The sequence below is a fragment of the Bradyrhizobium sp. SZCCHNR1093 genome, assembly GCF_032381175.1.
Taxonomy (GTDB): domain Bacteria; phylum Pseudomonadota; class Alphaproteobacteria; order Rhizobiales; family Xanthobacteraceae; genus Bradyrhizobium.
This window is the reverse complement of sequence record NZ_JAUHJJ010000002.1, coordinates 664,380-687,203: the sequence shown is the minus strand read 5'-3', so window position 1 is coordinate 687,203 and position 22,824 is coordinate 664,380. Positions and strand designations below refer to the sequence as shown.

General features: G+C 63.4%; 21 protein-coding genes and 1 tRNA gene. 15 read left to right on the top strand and 7 right to left on the bottom strand.

Annotated features, from left to right (window positions below; translation table 11 throughout):
• The first annotated feature begins 26 nt into the window (after positions 1 to 26).
• Positions 27 to 1,139, top strand: a complete 1,113-nt coding sequence (locus tag QX070_RS08810) for an ABC transporter permease (RefSeq protein WP_315737055.1) — start codon at positions 27 to 29, stop codon at positions 1,137 to 1,139.
• On the top strand, positions 1,136 to 1,915 hold the full coding sequence (locus QX070_RS08805; RefSeq protein ID WP_315736497.1) for an ABC transporter permease: 780 nt from the start codon (positions 1,136 to 1,138) through the stop codon (positions 1,913 to 1,915). The genes QX070_RS08810 and QX070_RS08805 overlap by 4 nt, the downstream gene beginning before the upstream one ends.
• A 167-nt stretch (positions 1,916 to 2,082) precedes the next feature.
• Here QX070_RS08805 and QX070_RS08800 read toward each other — a convergent pair whose 3' ends face one another.
• Both QX070_RS08800 and QX070_RS08795 read right to left on the bottom strand, forming a co-directional pair.
• Complete coding sequence (locus tag QX070_RS08800; RefSeq protein ID WP_315736496.1) at positions 2,083 to 2,982, bottom strand: NAD(P)-dependent oxidoreductase; 900 nt, start codon at positions 2,980 to 2,982, stop codon at positions 2,083 to 2,085.
• 338 nt (positions 2,983 to 3,320) lie between these two features.
• A complete protein-coding gene (locus QX070_RS08795; RefSeq protein WP_409999158.1) occupies positions 3,321 to 3,857 on the bottom strand; it encodes a hypothetical protein in 537 nt (178 codons plus the stop codon).
• A gap of 153 nt (positions 3,858 to 4,010) precedes the next feature.
• On the opposite strand from QX070_RS08795, the gene QX070_RS08790 reads away from it, so the two are divergent.
• From QX070_RS08790 to QX070_RS08760, 7 genes are all read left to right on the top strand, one after another.
• Positions 4,011 to 4,403, top strand: a complete 393-nt coding sequence (locus QX070_RS08790) for a BA14K family protein (RefSeq protein WP_315736495.1) — start codon at positions 4,011 to 4,013, stop codon at positions 4,401 to 4,403.
• A 625-nt stretch (positions 4,404 to 5,028) separates the two neighbouring features.
• Positions 5,029 to 5,601, top strand: a complete 573-nt coding sequence (locus QX070_RS08785) for an Hsp20/alpha crystallin family protein (protein WP_315736494.1) — start codon at positions 5,029 to 5,031, stop codon at positions 5,599 to 5,601.
• A 168-nt stretch (positions 5,602 to 5,769) separates the two neighbouring features.
• The gene (locus QX070_RS08780; RefSeq protein ID WP_315736493.1) at positions 5,770 to 6,003 is read left to right on the top strand and encodes a hypothetical protein; all 234 of its coding nucleotides are present in this window, start codon (positions 5,770 to 5,772) and stop codon (positions 6,001 to 6,003) included.
• Between the two features lie 30 nt (positions 6,004 to 6,033).
• Positions 6,034 to 6,327: a hypothetical protein gene (locus QX070_RS08775; protein ID WP_315736492.1), complete on the top strand. Its 294-nt coding sequence runs from the start codon at positions 6,034 to 6,036 to the stop codon at positions 6,325 to 6,327.
• 827 nt (positions 6,328 to 7,154) lie between these two features.
• Positions 7,155 to 7,319, top strand: coding sequence for a DUF3309 family protein (locus tag QX070_RS08770; RefSeq protein ID WP_315736491.1), 165 nt, complete (start codon positions 7,155 to 7,157; stop codon positions 7,317 to 7,319).
• A 272-nt stretch (positions 7,320 to 7,591) separates the two neighbouring features.
• Positions 7,592 to 8,863: an efflux RND transporter periplasmic adaptor subunit gene (locus QX070_RS08765; protein WP_315736490.1), complete on the top strand. Its 1,272-nt coding sequence runs from the start codon at positions 7,592 to 7,594 to the stop codon at positions 8,861 to 8,863.
• A gap of 28 nt (positions 8,864 to 8,891) precedes the next feature.
• Positions 8,892 to 10,994 carry an ABC transporter permease gene (locus QX070_RS08760; RefSeq protein WP_315736489.1) on the top strand — a complete coding sequence of 701 codons (2,103 nt, stop codon included), beginning with the start codon at positions 8,892 to 8,894 and terminating at the stop codon, positions 10,992 to 10,994.
• Positions 10,995 to 11,852: 858 nt separating this feature from the next.
• Here the strand turns inward: QX070_RS08760 and QX070_RS08755 are convergent.
• A complete protein-coding gene (locus QX070_RS08755; protein ID WP_315736488.1) occupies positions 11,853 to 12,710 on the bottom strand; it encodes a LysR family transcriptional regulator in 858 nt (285 codons plus the stop codon).
• Between the two features lie 165 nt (positions 12,711 to 12,875).
• Between QX070_RS08755 and QX070_RS08750 the strand changes: the two genes are divergently transcribed.
• Both QX070_RS08750 and QX070_RS08745 read left to right on the top strand, forming a co-directional pair.
• The gene (locus tag QX070_RS08750) at positions 12,876 to 14,393 is read left to right on the top strand and encodes an MFS transporter (protein WP_315736487.1); all 1,518 of its coding nucleotides are present in this window, start codon (positions 12,876 to 12,878) and stop codon (positions 14,391 to 14,393) included.
• A gap of 14 nt (positions 14,394 to 14,407) precedes the next feature.
• Complete coding sequence (locus QX070_RS08745) at positions 14,408 to 14,794, top strand: hypothetical protein (protein ID WP_315736486.1); 387 nt, start codon at positions 14,408 to 14,410, stop codon at positions 14,792 to 14,794.
• Between the two features lie 527 nt (positions 14,795 to 15,321).
• Here QX070_RS08745 and QX070_RS08740 read toward each other — a convergent pair.
• Both QX070_RS08740 and cpdR read right to left on the bottom strand, forming a co-directional pair.
• Positions 15,322 to 15,396: transfer RNA gene (locus tag QX070_RS08740), tRNA-Val, on the bottom strand.
• A 118-nt stretch (positions 15,397 to 15,514) separates the two neighbouring features.
• Positions 15,515 to 15,874, bottom strand: a complete 360-nt coding sequence (gene cpdR / locus QX070_RS08735; RefSeq protein WP_006610087.1) for a cell cycle two-component system response regulator CpdR — start codon at positions 15,872 to 15,874, stop codon at positions 15,515 to 15,517.
• A gap of 344 nt (positions 15,875 to 16,218) precedes the next feature.
• Here cpdR and QX070_RS08730 point away from each other — a divergent pair, with 344 nt between their 5' ends.
• Positions 16,219 to 17,103 carry an N-formylglutamate amidohydrolase gene (locus QX070_RS08730; protein WP_315736485.1) on the top strand — a complete coding sequence of 295 codons (885 nt, stop codon included), beginning with the start codon at positions 16,219 to 16,221 and terminating at the stop codon, positions 17,101 to 17,103.
• A 484-nt stretch (positions 17,104 to 17,587) separates the two neighbouring features.
• Positions 17,588 to 18,373: a histidinol-phosphatase gene (gene hisN / locus QX070_RS08725; RefSeq protein ID WP_315736484.1), complete on the top strand. Its 786-nt coding sequence runs from the start codon at positions 17,588 to 17,590 to the stop codon at positions 18,371 to 18,373.
• A gap of 66 nt (positions 18,374 to 18,439) precedes the next feature.
• Here the strand turns inward: hisN and QX070_RS08720 are convergent, their stop codons facing one another.
• Positions 18,440 to 19,330, bottom strand: coding sequence for a LysR substrate-binding domain-containing protein (locus QX070_RS08720; RefSeq protein ID WP_315737053.1), 891 nt, complete (start codon positions 19,328 to 19,330; stop codon positions 18,440 to 18,442).
• 85 nt (positions 19,331 to 19,415) lie between these two features.
• On the opposite strand from QX070_RS08720, the gene QX070_RS08715 reads away from it, so the two are divergent.
• The gene (locus tag QX070_RS08715; RefSeq protein WP_315736483.1) at positions 19,416 to 20,168 is read left to right on the top strand and encodes a sulfite exporter TauE/SafE family protein; all 753 of its coding nucleotides are present in this window, start codon (positions 19,416 to 19,418) and stop codon (positions 20,166 to 20,168) included.
• 1 nt (position 20,169) lies between these two features.
• On the opposite strand, the gene QX070_RS08710 is transcribed toward QX070_RS08715, so the two are convergent.
• Positions 20,170 to 20,811 carry a LysE family translocator gene (locus tag QX070_RS08710; RefSeq protein ID WP_315736482.1) on the bottom strand — a complete coding sequence of 214 codons (642 nt, stop codon included), beginning with the start codon at positions 20,809 to 20,811 and terminating at the stop codon, positions 20,170 to 20,172.
• Positions 20,812 to 20,985: 174 nt separating this feature from the next.
• Between QX070_RS08710 and QX070_RS08705 the strand changes: the two genes are divergently transcribed.
• Positions 20,986 to 22,731: an adenylate/guanylate cyclase domain-containing protein gene (locus QX070_RS08705; RefSeq protein ID WP_315736481.1), complete on the top strand. Its 1,746-nt coding sequence runs from the start codon at positions 20,986 to 20,988 to the stop codon at positions 22,729 to 22,731.
• Positions 22,732 to 22,824: the final 93 nt, after the last annotated feature.

The window sequence follows — 22,824 nt, the reverse complement described above, 5'->3', positions numbered from 1 at the left end:
TGCTGCTCGCGCCGCTTCTGGCGTTCATGCTGTCGTTCTTCGTCGTGCCGCTGGTGACGATGATGAAGTCGGCGGTATCGGATCCGGTCGCGACCGAGTCTCTGCCCCGCACCCACAAGGCGCTGGCGCGCTGGGACCGCATAAGCGTGCCTCCTGCAACCGCACAGGCCGCGTTCGTCGACGACATCCGCAAGCTGGCCAATGACGAGCAGTTCGGCGATCTCGTTCGCCGCCTGAACAGCGCGCAGTCCGGCTTCCGCAGCCTGCTCGGCAAGACCCGCCGCGCGCTCGACAGCTCCGGCGCGGTCGACCTCGCCGCGATCGACTCGCGCTGGAGCGAGACCTCCTATTGGACGACCATCGCCGAGGCCGTGGCCTCGCCCTGGACCGACAAGAACCTGCTCGCCGCCGTCGACCTCGAGCGCAACGCCGCCGGCAATATCGCTGCGATGCCGGAGGGCGCCTCGGCCAACCGCCTGATCATGATCCGGACCTTCGTGACCTCGGCGCTGGTGACGCTGGCCTGCATCCTCATCGGCCTGCCGTTCGCGATGGTGGCCGCCTCGGTCGAGGGCTGGCGCCGGCAGATCCTGCTCGGCGCGGTGCTGCTGCCGCTGTGGACCTCGCTCCTGGTGCGCACCGCGGCCTGGTATGTCGTGCTGCAGGACAACGGCCTGATCAATGCCACGCTCAGGGGATTGGGCCTTACTTCAGCGCCGGTGCCGCTGATGTTCAACCGGCTCGGCGTCGTCATCGCGATGACGCATGTGCTGCTGCCGTTCATGGTGCTGCCGATCTTCAGCGTGCTGATCGCGATTCCGCGCAACCTGATGCCGGCGGCGGCCTCGCTCGGCGCGCATCCGCTGCGCGCCTTCGTCCACGTGCTGCTGCCGCTTTCGATGCGCGGCGTCGTCTCCGGCGCGCTGCTCGTGTTCATGGCCGCGCTGGGCTACTACATCACGCCCGCTTTGATCGGCGGCGCCAACGACCAGATGATCAGCTCGGTGATCGCCTACTACGCCACGGGGGCGGCGAACTGGGGCATGGCCGGCGCGCTCGGTCTCGTCCTGCTGGCGATGACGATCCTGCTCTATGCCGTCTACATCCGGCTGACCTCGGCCGAGGAGCAGCGCGCATGAAATGGCTGCCGCTCATCAAGCTGCTGTTCGCGATCGCCGTCGTCGTGTTCCTGCTCGGGCCGTTGATCGCGGTGCTGCCGTTGTCGCTCACCGACAGCGTATTCCTGAACTATCCCATTCCCGGCTATTCGACGCGCTGGTTTCGCGAGCTGGTCACCGCCGAATCCTGGCGGCTGTCCATCGTCAACAGCCTGCTGATCGGCTCGGGGACCACAGCCCTTGCAACGTTGCTCGGCACGCTCGCCGCGCTCGGCCTGCGCGGCAGGCGCGCCTCGCTGCTGATCTCGACCTTGCGCACCGTGTTCCTGCTGCCGATGGTCGTGCCGGCGGTCGTGCTCGGCGTCGGCATGCAGCTGATGTTTTCGCGCTACGGGCTCACCAACACCTATCTCGGCGTCATCATCGCGCACACCGTCGTCGCCGTTCCGTTCGTGCTGGTCAACGTCTCCTCAGCCTTGCAGGGCGTCGATATCCAGCTCGAGCGGGCCGCCGCGAGCCTCGGCGCCTCGCCCGCCATGGTGCTGCGCTCGGTGACCTTTCCCATCGCGCTGCCCGGCATCATCTCCGGCGCATTGTTCGCTTTCGCGACGTCGCTGGACGAGGTGGTGCTGACGCTGTTCGTCGCCGGCCCCAATCAGCGCACCCTGGCGCGGCAGATGTTCGCCACCATCCGCGAGAACATCAGCCCGGCGATCGTCTCGGCGGCGGCCGTGTTCATCGTCGGCACGATCGCGCTGTCGCTGGCGATGCTCGCGATCCGGCGGCGGATGTCGTGAAGGCCCGACGCGCACGCCTGCCCGTCGAGTTACTCTTCATGCCCGGGCTTGACCTGGGCATCCACGTCCTTTCCTCCACGCATGAAGACGCGGATGGCTGGGACGATCCCGGCCATGACGTCGTGGAGAGAGCCGGGCTACAACCCTGATCGTCAAGTCAGATCGCCCTACCCCGCCTTCACGTACTTCCGCCAATTGTGCGCTTCCTTGAACCCGAGCACCTCGCGCGCCTTGCGGTTCGACAGCGGCGCTTCGCGCTCGCCGAGCTCACGGGTGATCGGGACGTTGGGACAGTAGCGGCGCAGCAGCTCGCGCGTCGGGATATCAGCCGTCACCGTGTCGTTGACGGCGTTGAAGACCTGGAAGCCGAGCCGGTCCTTCTGGATCGCCAGATGCACGATCTCGCCGAGGTCGCGGGCGTCGATATAGGACCACGCATTGCGCTTGCGCGACGGGGGATCGGCGAGAAAGCCGGGAAACCTGTCGTATTCATGCGGCTCGATGACGTTGCCGATGCGCAAGCAATAGATGTCGATGCCGTAGCGCATCGCAAACGCCCGCGCCGTCTTTTCGTTCACGACCTTGGACAGCCCGTAGGAATCCATCGGGTCGGTGTCGTAGTCCTCCTCGAGCGGAAAGCTCCTGAAGTCCTTGTCGCCCTCCGCGAAGCATACGCCATAGGTGGTCTCGCTGGAGGCGATGATGATCTTGCGCACGCCGAGCTTCGCCGCGGCCTCGATGACGTTGTAGGTGCTGATCGTGTTCACGCGAAAGGTCTCATTGTCGGGCTCGATGAGCACCCGCGGGATCGCGGCGAAATGCACCACCGCATCCGGCGCCCGTGGCGGCCGTCCGGCGTTGAAGCCGCCGAAGCCATGATGCATGGTCAGCGCGTTGAAGGCCTGGCCGCTGTCCGTCAGATCGGCGATCAGGGTATTGATGCCGGGGTGATCGAACGGCTTGAGGTCGACGTTGAGGAGCTCGTAGCCCTCGTCCTGCAGATGCGGCAGCACATGCCTGCCCGCCTTGCCTGTTCCCCCGGTGAACACCACGCGTTTGGCTGTCATTGTTCTGTCCTCGTGAATGCGTCGGTTCTAGCAGCTTCCGCCGCGCCCGCTCCATAGGAACTTCCAACCGGCCGCGGCCCGCTGTCCCTCGACGTCGAACCGTGTTGCCGCGCCGCATGGGCTGACGAACGCGCCGGCCGGCAGGCGATCCATTTCAAGCTGCTCCTTGTCGATGAAACATTCCACGCACGATGCCAACAATCCGAATTCGGCCAATGTCCCGACAGGCCAAACCCAAGCAACTCATTCGCCTCTGATCCATCACGACGCCGGCGGCGGCGACGGCTGAGAATCTTTCTCACCATCAGCAGCCAAGTTCCCGCACTCGTGATAGGTAACTAATTGCCGTTACGTAGATGCACTGGGCGGCTGGTCCGTCCCGGAAAGGAGTTGTCGTGCGATTGTCGTCGCGCCGTCATTCGTTGCAGTATTGGCGACGATCCTGCTCTGCGGCCCGTCCGTCTCGCAACCCGCAAAAGGCTCCGCCTCCACTGCTCCTGTTTCGAAATATCAAGGTAGTACTTGAGCAGCGTGATACCCGAACGCTCGATCATTGCCTCGAATGCCGGCACGATCTCGAGGAATTCCTCGGTTTCCTCCTTGGTGCAGAAGCCCATGATGCTCTCAACTCCAGCCCGTTTATATAAACTGCGATTGAACAGCACGATCTCTCCTGCCGCGGGCAAGTGCGAAACGTGACGCTGGAAGTACCATGAACACTGTTCCCGATTGCTTGGCGCTACGACGCGGGTATCACGCGGGCTTAGAGGTTCGACGATCGACTTGATCGTGCCATCCTTGCCGGCGGCGTCGCGACCTTCGATGATGACGAGGATGCGCTGACCGCGCTCAATCACGCAGCGCTGCAGCTTCACGAGCTCTCCGATGAGACAAGATCAGATTTGTCCAATCGATGCACGCTGACGTTGCGCTAGATCAATTCATACAGGCCTTCCCGGATCATTGTCGTTTTTGAGACACCGGATGCGGGTAGCTGCGCTCCCCGAAAATGATCTTGGAGATGCCCTATGAACAAGTCGTCCAAAACCGTGCTGGCTGCACTCATCATCGCCACCACACCACTTCTCGTTGCCCCCGTCATTGCCGCTCCGGTAACCTCCCCGCTGATGCTGCGCAGCGCCGTGGCGCCATCGGTCGAGACCGTGCGATATCGCCATGGCTGGCACGGCGGCGCGGGTGTCGGAATTGGTGCAGGCATCGCTGGCGCGCTGATCGGCGGAGCGATCATTGGGGCAACGCAACCCTACGGATACTACGGCTACGGTCCCGGGCCGGTCTACGTCGCTCCGGCTCCCTATGTGGGCGACGCGGTCAGCTATTGTGCGCAACGCTTCAGGTCTTATGACCCGTATTCCGGCACGTATCTTGGTTACGACGGCTTACGACATCCATGCCCGTGAGAGTAACCGGAGTCTCCGCCTGTCTGTCGTGATTCAAACCTGTCATCTATTCAGATCAACCGCTCGAAATAGAACAAATCCGCTATAGCTGGACGCCTCATTGGCGGGCTCCGTTCCTCCTTGTCCACTCATGAAAATGAGTGGACATTATTGGACTCCGTGCTCCCCTTCAGAGGCTGCTCCAGTCTCGCCGGGCGCTGTTCTTCTGAAACAAGGGCCTGCTCGTCCGGCGTGACGGAGGTCGACTACTCACGCTATCGTGGCCGCTACTACCGCGCCTCCGGAGTCCGCAACTGGCTCTGGCATCCCCGGCGCCGAAGCTGGAGTCGCTGCCTACGGACCCGGCCATTTCGCGCCGGGCTACTACGCACCAGGCCAATACGGTTGTCCCTACTGCTATCGTCGCCGCCACGTGCCATGCTGAGGGCACGATTAATCCAAGATATATAGAAGAGACGCGGTAGCGCTCATCTGCGCCTGGGAACGTCACGGCTAAACATGCGCCGCGCAGCCCAAGCTTGTTGCCGTGATTAGGTCAACTCGGTTGACGCGTTCTCCTTTATCGTCATGCCGGCCTTTCCGCCTCGAAATTACCCCCGCGGTTTTGCGCTACATCAAGGTCGCCATGACCGCGAGGAGCAGGCTGTTTTTCTCTTTCTTCAACCTGCGGAGAAACCAGATGAGCCTTCCGAGATTGTGGACTACCAGCCAGGAGCCTGCATTCGACCCATTCAGGGCCATGCGGCGTGAAATGGAGAACGCGCTTCGCGTTTTCGATCAGGGTTTGCCTTCTCCCAGCATTGGTGCCGGGGCGCCAGCAGTCAGTGTGGCGGAGACCAAGGATGCTTTCGAAGTGACGGCCGAACTTCCCGGCGTGGACGACAAAGATATCAAGGTCAGCCTGGACGGCAACCAGCTGGTTATCTCCGGCGAGAAGAAGGCGGAGAGCACGAAGGACGAAAAGGACTGGCACGTCGAGGAGCGCAGCTACGGCTCATTCTATCGATCGATGTCTCTCCCATTCGAGCCGGAAGAGGGAGCCGTCGAAGCTCACTTCGACAAAGGCGTGCTGCATCTCGCCATCAAGAAGCCGGCCAAGGCGGTGAAGACCACCAAGACGATCGATATCAAGACAGGTGCTCCACCGAGCGCAAGCCCCGCACCGAACAAGGCCGCCGCACCTGGCAAGGCCGCTTAGTTCTGCGCGGCAGAAAGCCGGAGACCAGACCGAGGTAAGCCGGTCGCGGTCTCCGGATTTGGTCATTCGCCTTCTCCGGTGCCGCGATCGAATGAGACTTCGTAGCTTGATCGGCTTCTTGGTCTCAGCGAGCCTCCGTCACGCCTCTGCGATAGAATGAGAGCTCCGATGAAGAAGTCAGTTCGCTCAATTGAGGAGTCTGAGCAGAAGGTGCCACGTGCCGACCGGCCGCCGTCGGAAGGATTTGTGGTCATTGTCGACGGGCACTTCAAGTCGGCGTTTGAGACGGCCGAAGCGGCCGAAGCATCAGGTCGTAAACTGAAGTCGACTTATCCGATGCTCAAAATCGAAATCTATGACGCCGCTACAAGGGTCAGAACCTTGTTAACCCAAGACACATAGCTATCGCATCGTCCTCGTCGGGAGCGGACAATGGCCTTCCTAAAAAGGGAACTGTATCGCCAGGTAAAAGGCCCCGATATCACACGCGAGGATCGCTGTTTCCTTGTCTTCGATACAGACACCAAGAACTTGTATGTCGAGCGAGAGGTGGCGCGTTTGGAGACTGGCATTGGGGGCACGATCGAATACCAAACGGCGACAATGGATATTTCGGACTATCTGACGCAGGGCGGTCAAACAGCTGGTCACCGCGAACTTTGGCGTTTGCTGAGAGCGCTCTTCAACGAGGATCGCGACGGTGCCGGCCCCTCGCGTGAGGTCTAACTTCGCCGCGCCTTTTCACCGCCATCATCTGATGAACTCCGCACCCCAAGCCGACTGATCCGGCGCCGCGCGCACGACGACCTGCGGCGACGTCATGTTGGGCTTTGCTTCTCTTTTACAATTTGCGCCAACAGTCTGCGCACTCGCTCATCGTGAAATGTCATTCCGAAAAGGGCCAGAACGACCTGGCCGGGCGGAAGTTCCTCGTCGCCCTTTGCCTGCCGGATGAACATTTTCCATCTCGCCATTTTCACGAACAACGATAGCCGCGTCGTTGGCACGGAGTTCAATGCGAGTCGGCCGTTTCAGCCCGAACATTCTCAACTCCTGTTTGCGCTTTCCGGCAGACGGCAATCTGCGGCCCATGGATGGAATACCATAGAAGCCGATCTCGCGGCTAGATGATTACGCCCTCGAGTCTTCTTCGGGCCGCCATAAGCCTACTTCAACCCGCTGCCGCCCGACCCCGCAGCCTAGTAGAGGGAACGGGGTCGCGTTCGTCTGCTCTTGGACACCCGCCGCCTGGACTGCAGCCTAGGTCTCGCTTGTGTCGGTTGATTTGCATCAAAATGACGTAGTGACGGCCTCGTAAGCTTCAACGCACTCGCCGTCGTCGCGGTGACATTGGGCTATCAAGTCTACCGGGATCGACAGAAGACCGCTGGCGTCGAAATCAGCATCGGCGAGCGCGGCATTTCAATAGAAAAGAAGTAGCATAGCTCTTTCCCTGCCGGCGACGGCCTGTGCCGGAAGCTTGAAGATTGCGTACTCAACTCGGACGACCAGGAGACCCAATATCCACGGGACCCATAAAAAGGAGGCGGGCAATGTCGATCGGACTTATCCTCATCATCCTTCTCGTCATCTTCCTGCTTGGTGGCTTCAGCGGCCGCTTTGGCGGCTACGGCTACGGTTACGGCCACGGCGGGATTGGTGTCGTCGGCCTCATCCTGATCGTCCTCGTCGTGTTGCTACTTTTGGGTCGGATCTGATTCTGCCGGTGCCGGCTGCGTTGGCCGGCGCCCTCCAAAGGATCCCGTGACGCGGCGGGACATTTTCTATGTAACACCCACCATTTCTCGGCCTGAAGGGAAGTCTCTGAGGCCGCGCCCAGACGACGTTGGCTGGTATTCCACCGGCCCCCCAATGAGCGCCGCAGCCTTGGCCGGCACCGGGCCGTATAGCTTGATCCCAATCAACAATTCGGCCTAGCCGTAGCCTATGGTGGCAATGACCATCATCCCAGGCCCGGAGCCAAAGCGAGATGAACACGCAGCTCGGCACTGGTGCTGCGGCCGAAAGCAGGGAAGCTCTGCCCTATGTGCCGCGTCCATCGACTGGACGCCCGGTCAGCGAGCCGGCCGTACAGCCACGATTTGCGACGAGGCGCTGGGTTATCGTTGGGATCGCGGCACTGCTTCTTGCTGCATTCCTGGGCATCTGGTGGTCGTTCAGCGGCGACGCTTCAGTTCGATATGAGACAGCATCTGTTGCGATCGGCGACATCGCGCGCGACATCAACGCCACGGGGTCGGTCAATCCGGAATTGACGATCATTGTCGGGACCTATGTCTCCGGCGTGATCCAGGAATTGAGTTGCGATTACAACACGCAGGTCAAACGCGGACAAAGCTGCGCCAAGATTGATCCCCGCCCCTATCAGAGCATCGTCGATCAGGCGAAAGCCAGTCTCGCCATCGCGAAAGCGCAACTGGAGAAGGACAAGGCATCGCTCACCTATGCCAAGGCCAACCTGGAACGCCTCGCCACGCTCGTCAGGACAAGCGCCGTGTCGGAGGACGCCTACGACAATGCGAAAAACGTGTACGATCAGGCTCTGGCGCAAATTGCGTTTGACGGGGCCACCATCCAGCAGCGCGAAGCCGTGCTCGCCGCGGCACAGGTCAATCTCGACTATACCAACATCATCTCGCCGGTCGATGGCACGGTCGTTTCGCGCGCCGTCACCATGGGACAAACTGTGGCGGCGAGTTTCCAGACTCCCACCTTGTTTCTGATCGCGACCGACCTCACCAGGATGCAGGTGGACGCCAATGTCAGCGAGAGCGACATCGGCGGCATCAAGAATGGCGACAAGGCGACGTTCACGGTCGACGCATATCCGAAACGTCTGTTCGAGGGAACGGTGACCCAGGTCCGCCAGTCCCCGCAAACCGTGCAGAACGTCATCACTTACGATGTCGTCGTCAGCGTCAACAACCCTGATCTGGCGCTCAAGCCGGGCCTGACGGCGGCGACAAGGATCATCATCGATCGGCGCAGCGGCGTGCTCCGAGTTCCGAACCGGGCGTTGCGTTATGTCCCGACCGGGACCGCCCTTGGCGACACGAAACAAGCGCGCGTTTGGGTGCTGCGGGACGGATCGCCGGTGCCGGTTCAGGTCATGGTCGGGCTCGACGACGACGAGTTTACGGAGATCGTGCAAGGCGACCTGAAGATCGACGACCGGGTGATCGTCGCGGAGCAACGGAATTCAGCGAAAGCACGTTCCAGCGTGCCGCGGCCCCGCCTCTGATCGCATCAGCCACAACGATTGAAGGCACATGGCGGAGCCGGTTATCAGGATTGAGGGAGTGTCGCGGACATATCATGTCGGCGACATCGACGTTCGCGCGCTTTCGGACGTCAGCCTGATCGTCGAACATGGCGAGTTCATCGCCATCATGGGCGCGTCCGGATCGGGCAAGTCGACGCTGATGTCGATCCTCGGTTGCCTCGATCGGCCTACCGCCGGTCACTACTGGTTCGACGGCATCGACGTCGCGCAGCTTGCGGAGCCGGATCTCGCCGGCCTTCGCAGCGAGCGGCTTGGGTTCGTATTCCAGAGCTTCAATCTGTTGCCGCGCACCAGCGCCATCGACAACGTCGCCTTGCCGCTTCTGTACGCGATGTCCGGCCAGAGCCACGCGAGCGCGCGCTTCGAGCGGGCCCGCGCGGTTCTGGACAAGCTTGGACTGCGGGACCGGGAGCGCAACACGCCGGGCCAGTTGTCGGGCGGGCAGCAGCAGCGGGTGGCAATCGCGCGGGCCCTGATCAATCAGCCGAGCCTGCTGTTGGCAGACGAGCCGACCGGCAATCTCGATACCCGCAACTCCAACGAGATCATGCAGACGCTCAGCTCGCTCAATCGCGAACAGGGCGTCACCATCATCGTGGTGACCCACGAGCCGGATGTCGCGGCCTTTGCCGATCGCGTGCTGACCATGCGCGACGGCCAGATCATCACGGATGTGAAGAAGACAAAGGTCGCCAAGGCGCCGCAGCCGGCCAGCGGGACGGCGGACAAATTGGTCCGGCCCAGGGAGCGGTCGGCCTACGTCGCAATGTCGGTCGCATCATGGCCCTTTGCCTGGATGGTGATGACGGCGGCCGCCGAGGCGATCTGGCGCAACAAGATGCGTTCAGCGCTGACAATGCTTGGAGTCTTCATCGGCGTCGCCGCATTGATTGTCATGGTGTCCGTCGGCCAGGGGGCGAACGAGGCGGTCCGAAAGGAGATCGCAAGGCTCGGGACCAACCTCGTGGTCATCCTGCCGGGCGCCGCCACAAGCGGGGGCGCTCGGGGGGGCTCCGGAAGCGCTTCGACGCTGACCGTTGCCGACGTCCGGGCGATCCGGCAGGAGGCACCCGCCGCCGGGGCGGTGAGCTACCTCATCCGCCAGCCGGGGCTGATCCGCTTTGCGAACCAGAACTGGACCACCGGCATTCAGGGCGTAAGCGCCAATTATCCTCCGATGACGAACTGGCAGATCGCCGCAGGGCGGGCGATCACTCCGGAGGACGAGCGAAGCTCGGCGCTGGTTGCGGTCCTCGGCGAGACCGTGCGCCGGCAACTCTTCGGCACCTCTCAGAATCCGATCGGGGCGACGGTGCAGGCCAAGGGTGTGTCGTTGCGGGTGGTCGGAATTCTCGAAACCAAGGGACAGACATCTTTTGGGCAGGACCAGGACGATCTGATCATGGTTCCGTTCACCACCGCCGAGCGCAAGATTATCGGCGTTGCCGCCCCAAGCCAGCAGCAAACGGCGATCAACTGGATTTATCCGACGCCGCCGAATCCGTATGGGCTTCAACCGCGCATGACCGGGTATGTGAATCAGATTTACGTGCAGGCGGTGGATCAGGCCGGCATCCAGGCGGCGATCGATCAGGCTACTGAAATCCTGGCGCGGCGTCACCGCATCCGCCCAGGCACCATCAACGATTTTTCCGTGCGCAACCTCAGTCAGATTGCGCAGACCGCGGAGGGAAGCAGCCGCATCATGGCGCTCCTCTTGGCCGCGGTGGCGTCCATCTCGCTTGTGGTCGGCGGCATCGGCATCATGAACATCCTGCTCGTCTCGGTGACGGAGCGAACGCGGGAGATCGGACTACGGATGGCGATTGGCGCGCGGAGATTGCACGTCCTGCTACAATTTCTTGCCGAGGCGATCTTCATCAGCGTCAGCGGCGGCATCGTGGGAATTGTCATCGGCGCGGCGTTGTCCGTCGCCATCTCCATCCTCACAGGCTGGCCGGCGCCGATATCCCTGACCGCGATTGCCGGCGGGTTCCTGTTCTCGGCAGCCGTTGGCATATTCTTCGGCTACTACCCCGCGCGAAAGGCCGCTCGGCTCGATCCCATCGAAGCGCTGCGCTACGAGTAAGCAATACGTTGACCAGACGGCCCGGCGTTGACGGGCTCGGGAAACTTGCGCATCCTAACTCCTTCACGAAATTTCGAAAGACTTCGCTCGTATGGACTGAACGAACCAGGCCAGGACGCAGAAGCCTAATCGACGGAAGCCGCCGCCCCATCAGCAACGCCGTCGAGTTTCGCCAGGCGCTTCGGTCGCGGGCCCGAACTCGCCGTATTCCGGACCGCCTCGGTCAGCATCTCACGGAGCTCAGCCTTTGTCTTATGCGGTTGCCGCGTGCTCGATTTCTGCCATTTTGCCATCTAGCTAATATGGGGATGCCCGCGCAAAATGCCACTTTTTGGTTCCAGGCATGGGTCTTCGGCGGCGACGAGAGGCGGGACGCCCAGGAGCTCATACGCACGATCGACGATGTGTCCAAAGATATCGTCTTAGAACATGACGCGGGCTTCAGCGAGCAATTGTCCACGAGTGGACATGTTAGCTCGATTCATGTCCACCCGATGGGGCAAACGTCATCCCGCTGTTGCTCGGAGGGGATTGGCTGACGCCGGCTCAGCAGGCTGATGTGGCCGCGTTCGTGCCGAAGGCGCTCGACGCGCTGCTCCTGGACGGCGGACGCTTCACCTGGGCCGCCGGGCCGCTGACCAAGGGCTCGAACCTCCGCCATGGCACCGGCGGTCTGGCTCGACCGCGTGCGCCAGTTCGCCTGGGATTGCATCGCGGGCGACGCGCGGTTTCCCACCATCGATGTGGTCTGACGTCAGCGGTCTGCTGAGACGGCTTCCAGTCATCCGCACGCAGGGCAAAGCGCCGATGTCGGCCTGGGTGACTCGACGGGGAGCGATGGACGACGACAAGCGATATTTACGCCGAGGATGGACGGTGCTCGCGAAACGCAGTCGCGAGGGTTCTAAGCGCTTCGCGGGATTTGGCGTCCGAGAGTGTCGAGAGAAGAATGATTTCGGACGAGGGAAGCGAGGGCAGTCCGAACCGCCGGCTAACCTCGACCGTGCCGGCCGGCGCGAGCCGGCACGAGAATACGGCGGTGGCCAAGCCGGCCGAAACCGCGTCGGACACGACGGAGGAACCGCCGCCGAGGAAAACCTCCGTCCAGGCTATTCCCGCAGCGTCGAGCGCGCGGGTGGCGATGTCACGGACTCCGCAGGACGGCGACAACGCGGCCAAACGCAGCGGCTCGCCTGCTCGATGCACGAAGTCCGGAGATGCAAACCAGCCGAAGTGTTCCGGCGCAAGCACCTCGCCATCACGCCGGTCGTCCTCCCTGCGGATAATCGCCGCATCGATTTCGCCACGGTCGAAAGCGTCCAGCAGGTTGCGCGAATTGTCGAGCCGCACTTCGATGGTGAGCGCCGGGTCGTGTGCGTTCAACCGCGCCAGCAGTGTCGGAATCTCCGATCCCGCCACATGGCTGGCAATGCCGAGCGCAAACCGGCGACGAGTCGAGGATAGCCCCGCGACGGCGCGGTCATGGGCGGCAAGAAAGTCGCGCGCCGATTCAAGGAACACCGCGCCCTGCGCCGACAGCCGGACCAACCGCGGCGTCCGTTCGATCAGTTTCTGGCCGAGCCGGTCTTCAAGCCGTTTCAGCTTTACGCTGATCGCGCCCTGGGTGGTGCCAAGCACCTCCGCCGCCCGCGTGAAGCTCTGCTGATCGGCGATCGTCACGAAGGCCTGGACGGCATCCACGTCCAGTATGGTCATCCCATCTATCCAAATTTGCTGTCTTTGAAATATCCAACCATCCAGTTCTGGAATGGTCAAGTCCCGACTATGTTGCGTCCCACCGCAACACGCGAACCGAGTTGCGCCGCCTCTCATCACCGCTGGACTCCACCATTGCCGACCACAACGTCGGAAGGCCGAATCATGACCCCTGCACTGACACGCCGAAGTACAATCGCCTTGGCCGCCGCCTGCCTCTCGTCCCTCATGTTCGGCCTGGAGATTTCCAGCATCCCCGCAATCCTGCCGACGCTGGAGCAGGTGCTGCGCGCCGATTTCAAGCAACTCCAATGGATCATGAACGCCTATACGATCGCGGTGACGACCGTTCTGATGGCGACCGGGACGCTGGCCGACCGCTATGGGCGCAAGCGCATCTTCATGGTCTCTATCGCCGCGTTCGGCGTGACGTCGCTTGTCTGCGGCGTGACCGAGAACGTCTCGGTGCTGATCGGCGCCCGATTTCTCCAGGGCCTCAGCGGCGGCGCGATGCTGATCTGTCAGATCGCCATCCTTTCTCATCAATTCCAGGAAGGACGGCAGCGCGCCATCGCCTTCGGCTGGTGGGGGATCATCTTCGGCATTGGTCTCGGCTTCGGTCCGGTCATCGGCGGCGCGATCGTCGCGGTCTCGAGCTGGGAGTGGGTGTTCTTCGTCCATGTCGCGTTTGCGATCCTGACACTGATGCTCACCCTCAGCGGCGTTCAGGAATCGAAGGACTCTGAGGCCGGCAGTCTCGACGTTGCGGGCATCATCACACTGTCGTTGTCGGTCTTCTGTCTCGCTTTCTTCATCACGCAGGGACCGGATCTTGGCTTCACCAGCCCGACCGCCCTGGGCGTCATTGGCGTTGCGATCGCGAGCTTCATCGCTTTCATCATCGCCGAAAGGTTCAGCCCGCGACCGATGTTCGACTTCTCGGTATTCCGCATCCGCGCTTTTTCCGGCGCAATCATCGGCTCGGCCGCGATGAACTTCAGCTTCTGGCCCTTCATGATCTATTTGCCGATCTGGTTTCAGGCGGGCCTCGGCTACGACAGTGTCTCTGCTGGTCTCGCATTGCTTGCCTACACCCTTCCGACGCTCGTCGTGCCGCCGCTGGCGGAGCGGCTTTCGCTACGCTATCAGCCCGGTTTCGTCATTCCCGTTGGCCTGTTCATGATCGGTCTGGGCTTCATTCTGATGAAATTTGGTAGCGCCGCCGCGCAGGCAAGCTGGCTGACGATGCTGCCCGGGTCGCTGTTCGCCGGGATCGGCCTCGGCCTGACCAACACCCCTGTTACCAATACGACAACGGGTGCGGTTTCGAGCGATCGTGCCGGTATGGCGTCCGGCATCGACATGAGCGCCCGGATGATCTCACTGGCGATCAATATCGCGGTGATGGGTTTCATCTTGATCAGCGGCGTGCTGGCACACCTCAAAAATGCGCTGCCGGATTCATTGGACGCCGCGCATCTGCGCTTCTTCGCCGAGAGGATCGCCGCAGGAAGTCTTGTTTCCGTTCCAGAGCTGTCGGAGTCGCTCGTCCATCAGGCGCTTGTCCAAGGCTTTGGATGGGTGATGCTTTACGGTGGGGTTGGCGTTTGGGGGCTCGCTCTCGTCAGCCTGCTTGCTTTTCGGCCTCAGGACCATCGATCGATGAAGTCGCCGATGGTTTGAAGGCAGCGCGGTGAATGGTCCGTTCGGCCGTCGGCCAGTCTCTTCGAACTCACGACCCGTCGGCGAAAGATCGAGTGGCCCGGCCCGCCGGGCAAATCGCTGCCGCGCAAGCAGCCTGCACGAGGCGCGATGTGCCGGCTCATCCCCGCGGGCTCGAGGTCGATTGCGGCCCCAACCGCATGCGCCGAAAAACTCATTTCGCGCGCCGGTTCAAACACATCGCCCTCGCCGGCCATTCGAGCAAGAAGATTTCTGTTTCTTTTTTCCAGAAATCGTGCTTTCCTCTCGTCCGTCCCGTCTCACAAGAGGGGCGCTTCGCGGTCGTCACGAACGTCGAGGCGGGATGCGGTGGGCGTGTCGATGTTGCAGCGTGGCTGAGCCGCGCCGACGAACGACGTTGATGCGCACGGTCAAGTCGCGTGGTCCTGGCATCCCGATGCTGATGTCCAGCGCAACGTGCGCAAGCACGTTGTGCGATACGGTGGCCAGAAAGCCCGGCGCACCGGGGAGATCGCGAAGCAGCCGTCAAAACCATCGCGCGGGGAATGCCGGGTGTTCTCGGCTGAACCTGTGGTGACTGCCGCCTGCTTTTTTTCTGCAGGCGGGCCATGGGTGCGGCCAGCGCCCGGCATTCCCCGCGCCCTCTTCTCGAAGAGGGCGATCGATCAGCAAGCCTCGGACGCGACAGCGCGCCGCGAGACAGCGAAGCCATGTCCTTTGATCATGTCGACAACGTCAAGTTCGCCAAATCGGCCAGCACCGGACCGTCCATCGGCATGCCGCTCTGCAGGCCTCGCGTTCGGCGCAGGTGCGCCTCCGTGCACCGGAAAATCGCACGTGCCGACAATGTCAGCGCCTGGATCTCGGTGCCTGGTTCTTCGAAGGTCGGGGAATGGACCGAGGTTGGGTCACCGGCCGGATCGGCCGATGGTGGGCACGACAGGGATCGAACCTGTGACCCCTACCATGTCAAGGTAGTGCTCTCCCGCTGAGCTACGTGCCCTAGTCCAGAAGTCCGTTCGGGTGGGCGTCCCTATATCGGCTCCCACGCAGGCAGGCAAGGACGCAAAATGCCGAAATTGGGAATAATCCGCCAGTTCCGGACGTCCGTCCCCGGCGGCTCAGGCCGCCAGCATCTTGTTGACCTCGCTGACGAGCTCGCGGAGGTGCACCGGCTTGGACAGCACCTTGGCGTTCTTGGGCGCCTCCGAATCGGAGTTCAGCGCGACCGCGGCGAAGCCGGTGATGAACATGATCTTGATGTCCGGATCGAGCTCGGAGGCGCGGCGCGCCAGCTCGATGCCGTCCATCTCCGGCATCACGATGTCGGTGAGCAGCATCTCGAACGGCTCCTCGCGCAGCCGCTGGTAGGCCGACATGCCATTGTCGTGGGGCGAGACCTGGAACCCGGCATTTTCCAATGCCTTGACCAGGAAGCGGCGCATGTCGTTGTCGTCTTCGGCGAGCAGGATTTTGTGCATGGCGAGGGGTTGTCTGGTCCGGGTGAGAGGCGGAGCGTTGCCGCCACTAAGCCTGACGGGCGGTAAATTTCGGGTGAAAGATTGCGCCTTTTGATCCGACATCGGCAAGGCAATTTGAGGGCTGAAGGTGCGGTCTTCGACCGAAACAGCACGCCAGCTCAGAGTTGTTCCAAACGGCGGGTGAACTTTTTCATTGCTTTTCGCTTGGCAGAACGGCTCGGATTATCGAAGATGTGCGTTGGCAAGAGCAGTGCCTGCGTTGTCCAGCGCGAATCGGCCGGAGGATACCGGCGCATCAACGGACGTGACATCGACGCACGTGACCAAGGGGACGGCGCCCAGAGATGACGGACTTTGATGGCGAATTGCCGCCGTTCGAGATCATGGAGCCGACCGAATGGCGCGCGCCCATCATCTTCAATTCCCCTCACTCCGGATCGGCCTACCCCGACGATTTCCTCCAGGCCTCGCGCATCGATCTGCCGTCGCTGCGGCGCTCCGAAGATTCGTTCATGGACGAATTGATCGGCGACCTCCTGTCGCGCGGGTTTCCGGTGGTCCGGGTGCATTTCCCGCGCTGCTATGTCGACGTCAATCGCGAGCCCTATGAGCTCGATCCGCGGATGTTCACCGGGCGGCTGCCGAGCTTTGCCAACACCCGCTCGATGCGGGTGGCCGGCGGCCTCGGCACGATCCCGCGCGTGGTCGGCGACGGCCAGGAGATCTATCGCGACCGGCTGAGCGTCGACGAGGCGCTGCACCGCATCGAGACGCTGTACAAGCCGTATCACCGCGCGCTGCGCCGGCTGATCAACCGCGTGCACCAGCAGTTCGGCACGGTCGTCCTGGTCGACTGTCATTCGATGCCGTCGGTCGGCGTCTCGCGCGACGAGCCGCGCCGGCCCGACATGGTGATTGGCGACCGCTACGGCACGAGCTGCGCGTCGCTGCTGCCGGACCTGGTCGAGGACGTGCTCGGCCGGCTCGGCTATTCCGTCGGCCGCAACAAGCCCTATGCCGGCGGCTTCATCACCGAGCATTACGGCAATCCGGCCACGGGCTTGCATGCGATCCAGATCGAGCTCAATCGCGCGGTCTACATGGACGAGCGCCGCAGGGAGCGCGGACCGCGTTTCGCGCAGGTCGCTTCCGATCTCGCCGTGCTCGCCGAGGTGCTGGCGACGGTGCCGCTCGGCGACCTCGGGCCGTTCCAGGCGGCGGCGGAATAGACCGGCTGCGCTTTCGGTACGAGGGATTTCGGCGGGTGGCGTCGGCACAAAAAAAAGGGCCGCTTGAATGACAAGCGGCCCAAGTCTAGGGAGGAAACGCCCAAGGAGGGCAGCGATAACGCGAAGCGCTACCGCACCGCAACAATATGCAATCGCGCTGCACAAAGCGCAAGGGTTTTTCCGCCCTTCTCCATGCAAAAAAACATAGGCCGGGTTGCGTTCAGCGCGACCCAGCCCTCTGCTTTTCATCATAGATGTCAATGGCTTGATTGGAGATTCCAAACGACCCGAGAGGGACCGCGGGTTTCGCTTTCACTTTCACATGAGAGGCCAGCGACGGATCAATCGCGCCCGGCCAGCGGGCCGGACACCAAACGGTATCCAAGATGCCACGCCAGCGTTCCATATCCGGATGCACGCCGGACCGCTTTGAGCTAGGCATAGCCGCTCATTGCCACCCGATTCCCTCACCCAAGGACGCGTTGTGACGGTCATCGATTTCTCCGCCTTCATCGGTCGTCTGGCGACCGCGTCGGGCGAAACCATCCTGCCGTTCTTCCGGACCTCGCTGCTGGTCGACAACAAGAGCAGCAGGCACGATTTCGATCCGGTGACGGAGGCCGACCGCGCCGCCGAGGCGGTGATGCGCCGCCTGATCAAGGCGAACTTTCCTCAGCACGGCATCGTCGGCGAGGAGTTCGGCAATGAGCGCGCGGACGCCGATTACGTCTGGGTGCTCGATCCGATCGACGGCACGAAGTCCTTCATCGCCGGTTTTCCGACCTGGGGCACGCTGATCGCGTTGCTGCACAAGGGCACGCCGGTGTTCGGCATGATGCACCAGCCTTTCATCGGCGAGCGCTTCGCCGGCGACAACGGCTCCGCCAACTACAAGAACGGCGGCGGCGAGCGCCGGCTCTCGGTCCGGCGCTGCGAGCGTCTCGCGGACGCGGTGTGCTATACGACGAGCCCATTGTTGATGAACGAGGCCGATCGCGCCACCTTTGGCCGGGTCGAGGCCGAGACCCGGCTGTCGCGCTATGGCGGCGACTGCTACTCCTATTGCATGCTGGCCGCCGGCCATCTCGATCTCGTCATCGAGACCGAGCTCAAGCCCTATGACATCGCCGCCCTGATCCCGATCATCAACGGCGCCGGCGGCATCGTCACCGATTGGGAAGGCGGCCCGGCGCAGAACGGCGGCCGGATCGTCGCCGCCGGCGACAAGCGCGTCCATGAAGCGGCGCTGAAGCGGCTGGCAGCGGGCTGAGCCCGCCTCCACCGGCCTGGCTCCGCCTCGAGCTGAACGGAGACGTCCGGCCTGTCGCCGGACGCCTCACGCGGCGGCCCGGCGCAAATGCTCGACGAGCAGCTTCGCGGGACGCGGCAGCGCCTTGAAGCTGCGGGCGCAGATCACGAGCCGGCGATCGGCCCAGGCATCGCGCAGCGCGACGAGGCTGATCGGCATCGACCGCGCGCAACGCCGCGCCGCCGCTTCCGGCACGACGGCTATGCCGATCCCGGCCGCCACCATCTGGCAGATCGCGTCGAAATCGCGCAGCCTGGCCCGCACGTGCTGGCGGATGCCGAGCCGCGCGGCGTGCCGGCCGATATGGACGTTGAGCGCCGTCCCCTGCGTGAGGCCGATGAAATCCTCCCCCGCGGTCTCGCTGAAGTCGATCTGCCGGCGGGCTGCGAACGGGCTGCGCCGCCCGGCGACCAGGATCAGCCGGTCCTCGCCGAAGGCGAAGCGCTCGATCGTCTCGGGCAACGCATGCTCCGCCGCAAAGCCGAGATCCGCTCTGCCGGACGCGATCGCCTCGGCGATCTCGGTGCTTTCGCGCTCCTCGACGTCGACGTTGATGTCGGGATGCTCGCGCAGGAAGGCGGCCAGCGCCTTGGGCAGATGCTCGGCGAGGCCGACCGTGTTGGCGAGCAGCTGCACATTGGCGCGGCGGCCGGACGCGAAGCCCGAAAGCTCGCCTTGCATGGCCTCGACATTGGCCATGATGATGCGGGCGTGATCGAGCAGGCTCTCGCCCGCCGCGGTCAGATCCACGCCACGCCGGCCGCGCTTGAACAGCTCGACGCCGAACGCGTCCTCCAGACCCTTGATCCGCGCGCTCGCCGAGGCCAACGCCAGATGCGCCCGGTCGGCGCCGCCGGTGATGCTGCGGGCCTCGGCCACGGCAATGAAAAGTCTGAGATCGACCAGATCGAAACGCATGGTCATCCTGCCTCAGTCCTGGACGAAGGCTTGCTCCGTAACCTCCACATTGTGCCGCCAGCGCGGTCTGGTCAATGTGACGACCATGATCGACCCCATCCTCATCTTCATCGCCCTGGCGCTCACCTTGGCCGGCTTCGTTAAGGGCGCGCTCGGCCTCGGCCTGCCGACCATCTCGGTCGGGCTGCTCGCGGTCGCCATGCCGCCCGGCCGGGCGCTCGCCATCGTCATCGTGCCGGCAGTGATCACCAACATCTGGCAGACCTTCGCCGGCCCTTATCTGCGCGATATCGCCAGGCGCCTCTGGCCGCTGATGCTGGGCACCGCGATCGGCATCTGCCTCAACGCCGGCGCGCTCAGCCATGCCTCGACGCGCTGGGGCAACGTCGCGCTCGGCGTGCTGCTGATGCTCTATGCCCTGCTCGGCCTCACCAAGTTCGCCTTCAAGGTCGCGCCCCCGCACGAGAAATGGGTCGGCGGCATCGTCGGCCTCGTCACTGGGCTGATCTCGGCCGCCACCGGCGTGCAGGTCGTGCCCTCGGTGCCGTACATGCAGGCGATCGGGCTCGAGAAGGACGAGCTGGTCCAGGCGCTCGGCGTGTTCTTCACGGTCGCCACCATCACGTTGGCGTTCAACCTGACGAGCTCCGGCCTGCTCAGCACGGCCACCGCCCTGCCCGGCGCGGTCGCCATGGCCTGCGCCTTTGTCGGCATGTTCGCGGGCCAGGCAGCGCGATCCCGACTGCCGGCCGAGGCGTTCCGCCGTGTGTTCCTGATCGCCATGATCCTGCTCGGCCTGTATCTCGCCGGCACGGCGGTCGTCGAGTTGCTCTGGTAGGTCAGCGCGCCTCGAGCATCGCGATCCGGACGCCGAGATAGATCAGCAGCCCGCCGATCGCGCGGTTGAGCCAGAGCAGCGCGGCGGACGAGCCGCGCACGCGGCGCGCAGCCCGGGCCGCGACGACGGCGACGCCGAGGCACCAGATCGTGCTGTTGACGATGAAGATCGTGCCGAGCAGCAGGAAGGCGAGCGCCTTGTGCGGCGCATCGGCTGCGACGAATTGCGGCAGGAAGGCGAGAAAGAACATCGCAACCTTCGGATTGAGAATGTTGGTGAGCGCGCCCTGCCAGAACACCTGGCGGAGCGTCACCGCCGGCATCGACGTCGCATCACTGGCCCTGGCGGCGTCCGGCCTCCGCGCCAGAAGCTGCGTGATGCCGAGATAGACCAGATAGGCCGCACCGGCCCATTTCACCGCCGCGAAGGCCGTGGCGGAGGCCGTGAGCAGCGCCGACAGCCCGATCGCGCTTCCGAACACATGAACGAGGCACCCCGTGCTGATGCCGAAAGCGGCAGCGGCCCCGCCGCGCCAGCCGATCTGCGCGCTGCGGCCAACGATGTAGCCGGTGTCGGGACCCGGCGTGATGTTGAGCAGCAGCCCGGAGACGAGAAACAAAGGCAGATCGTGAATGCCGAGCATGATTGAACATTTCCTAACGATACCGGTCTAATCATCTACCTGGCCTCGGCATTGCTGTCTCGCACCGCAGAGGCCGGCGCGGGGCCGCATGGCAAAGGTGCCGCGATAGGGTCCGGAAAAGCGTTGGATTCGGCCGCCTCGGTCGTGGTATGCGCGAGGCGGGAGCACGATGTGATGGAAAGACGCCTCGCTGCCATCCTTTGCGCCGACGTCGCCGGCTATTCACGCATGATGGGAATCGACGAGGACGGCACGCACGCCGCCTTCAAGGCTCATCGCGGCGCCATCCACCCGATCATTCTCAATCACGCCGGCCGCATCGTCAAACACACCGGCGATGGCTTTTTGCTGGAATTCGCCAACGCCGCCAGCGCCATCCAGTTCGGGGTCGAGATGCAGTCCCTGATGGCGGAGCGCAACGCCGATCTGCCGGCCGACCGCAACATGCGCTTCCGGCTCGGAATTCATAAGGGTGAGTTCACGATCGACGACGGCGAGGCCTTCGGCGACGGCATCAATGTCGCCGTCAATCTCGAATCGATCGCCGTCCCGGGCGGTGTTGCTGTCTCGGCCAAGGCTTATGAGGAGGCCGGCCCGCAACTCCCCATCGAGCTGACCAGCGCCGGAAGCTTCCAGTTCAAGAACCTGCAGGAGCCGGTGCAGGCGTGGACATGGGAGCCCGGCAGCGAGGCGGCGATCCGGGCCGGGACGAGCGTCACCGGCCTGCCGCCGCAATATCGCACGGCGATCGTCGGCGTGCTGCCATTCGTCAACCTCTCCGACGGCGCCGACGAGTATCTCGCCGACGGGCTCGCGGACGACCTGATCCATGCGCTGTCGCTGCAATCGTTCTTCCGTGTCCTGAGCCGCACCTCGACGTTTCGCTTCAGGGACCGCGGCCTCAATCCCCGCCTGGTCGCACGCGAGACCGATGCGACCTACCTGATTCAGGGAACGGTGCGGCGCTCTGGTCACAAGCTCCGCGTGACGGCGGAGCTGATCGCGCCCGAGACCGGCGCTCAATTGTGGACCGGTCGCTATGACGGCGACGTCGGTGATCTGTTCGCGATGCAGGACGAGATCACCACCAGCCTGTGCGCGGCGCTGATGCCGGAGATCTATCGTGTCGAAGCCTCGATTCCGGTCCGTGCGCCGGCGACCGACCCGACCGCCTGGGACCGCTTCCTGCGCGGTCTGTCGCACTACTACCGACCGACCAAGGCCGACTACGAGATCTCCATCTCGCTGTTTCGACAAGCCATTGCGCTCGATCCCACGCTCGGCCTCGCGCACGCTTATCTCGCGACCATTCTGATGCAGGGCATCAATTTCGGCTGGATCAAGGGCTCGCGCGAGCTCTGGGACGAGGCGAAGAACCTGGCGCTGGACAGCGTGCGGCTCGACGCGCGCTCCTCCTTCGCCTATGCGATCCTGGCCTTCGTGCAGGCCATGCAGGGCGCCCATGAGGACGGCATGAAGGCGGCGCGCAAGGCGACCGAGCTCAATGCCTACGACATGGGGGCGCGCGGCGTGCTCGGGCTCTGCCATATGGTCAACGGCGAGCACCAGCAGGCCATCGATCTGTTCTCGATCGCGGCCCAGCGCGGCAACAGCGATCCGCGCTATCAATGGCCGGCGCTGAACGCCTACAGCCACTACCTGCTCGGCCGTTATGAGGCCGCGTTATCGTGGGCCCGCGAGGAGCTGTTTCTCTACCCGAACCATCTGCAGGCGCTGACGATCCGCGCGGCAACCCTGGCGCAACTTGGTGCGACGGACCAGGCGAGCGACGCCGTCGACGCGCTGCGCGCGCAATATCCCTGGCTCACGCTGGATCGCCACATCAAGAACATCCGGTGGAAACGCCGGGACGACATCGACCACTACCGCGACGGACTGATCAGGGCCGGGCTGACGTGAGCCAATCGGACCGCATGTCGCCGGCCCGCCACATGGCCTACACATTGCTTCCGCAAATTGATTGGATTCGACTGCTGTTGCCGTGGTATCGCC

Coding starts and splice junctions, on each gene's coding strand:
- QX070_RS08810 (WP_315737055.1), top strand. CDS start 27: ATGCTGTCGTTCTTCGTCGTGCCGCTGGTGACGATGATGAAGTCGGCG.
- QX070_RS08805 (WP_315736497.1), top strand. CDS start 1,136: ATGAAATGGCTGCCGCTCATCAAGCTGCTGTTCGCGATCGCCGTCGTC.
- QX070_RS08800 (WP_315736496.1), bottom strand. CDS start 2,982: ATGACAGCCAAACGCGTGGTGTTCACCGGGGGAACAGGCAAGGCGGGC.
- QX070_RS08790 (WP_315736495.1), top strand. CDS start 4,011: ATGAACAAGTCGTCCAAAACCGTGCTGGCTGCACTCATCATCGCCACC.
- QX070_RS08785 (WP_315736494.1), top strand. CDS start 5,029: ATGACCGCGAGGAGCAGGCTGTTTTTCTCTTTCTTCAACCTGCGGAGA.
- QX070_RS08780 (WP_315736493.1), top strand. CDS start 5,770: ATGAAGAAGTCAGTTCGCTCAATTGAGGAGTCTGAGCAGAAGGTGCCA.
- QX070_RS08775 (WP_315736492.1), top strand. CDS start 6,034: ATGGCCTTCCTAAAAAGGGAACTGTATCGCCAGGTAAAAGGCCCCGAT.
- QX070_RS08770 (WP_315736491.1), top strand. CDS start 7,155: ATGTCGATCGGACTTATCCTCATCATCCTTCTCGTCATCTTCCTGCTT.
- QX070_RS08765 (WP_315736490.1), top strand. CDS start 7,592: ATGAACACGCAGCTCGGCACTGGTGCTGCGGCCGAAAGCAGGGAAGCT.
- QX070_RS08760 (WP_315736489.1), top strand. CDS start 8,892: ATGGCGGAGCCGGTTATCAGGATTGAGGGAGTGTCGCGGACATATCAT.
- QX070_RS08755 (WP_315736488.1), bottom strand. CDS start 12,710: ATGACCATACTGGACGTGGATGCCGTCCAGGCCTTCGTGACGATCGCC.
- QX070_RS08750 (WP_315736487.1), top strand. CDS start 12,876: ATGACCCCTGCACTGACACGCCGAAGTACAATCGCCTTGGCCGCCGCC.
- QX070_RS08745 (WP_315736486.1), top strand. CDS start 14,408: ATGGTCCGTTCGGCCGTCGGCCAGTCTCTTCGAACTCACGACCCGTCG.
- cpdR (WP_006610087.1), bottom strand. CDS start 15,874: ATGCACAAAATCCTGCTCGCCGAAGACGACAACGACATGCGCCGCTTC.
- QX070_RS08730 (WP_315736485.1), top strand. CDS start 16,219: ATGACGGACTTTGATGGCGAATTGCCGCCGTTCGAGATCATGGAGCCG.
- QX070_RS08720 (WP_315737053.1), bottom strand. CDS start 19,330: ATGCGTTTCGATCTGGTCGATCTCAGACTTTTCATTGCCGTGGCCGAG.
- QX070_RS08715 (WP_315736483.1), top strand. CDS start 19,416: ATGATCGACCCCATCCTCATCTTCATCGCCCTGGCGCTCACCTTGGCC.
- QX070_RS08710 (WP_315736482.1), bottom strand. CDS start 20,811: ATGCTCGGCATTCACGATCTGCCTTTGTTTCTCGTCTCCGGGCTGCTG.
- QX070_RS08705 (WP_315736481.1), top strand. CDS start 20,986: ATGGAAAGACGCCTCGCTGCCATCCTTTGCGCCGACGTCGCCGGCTAT.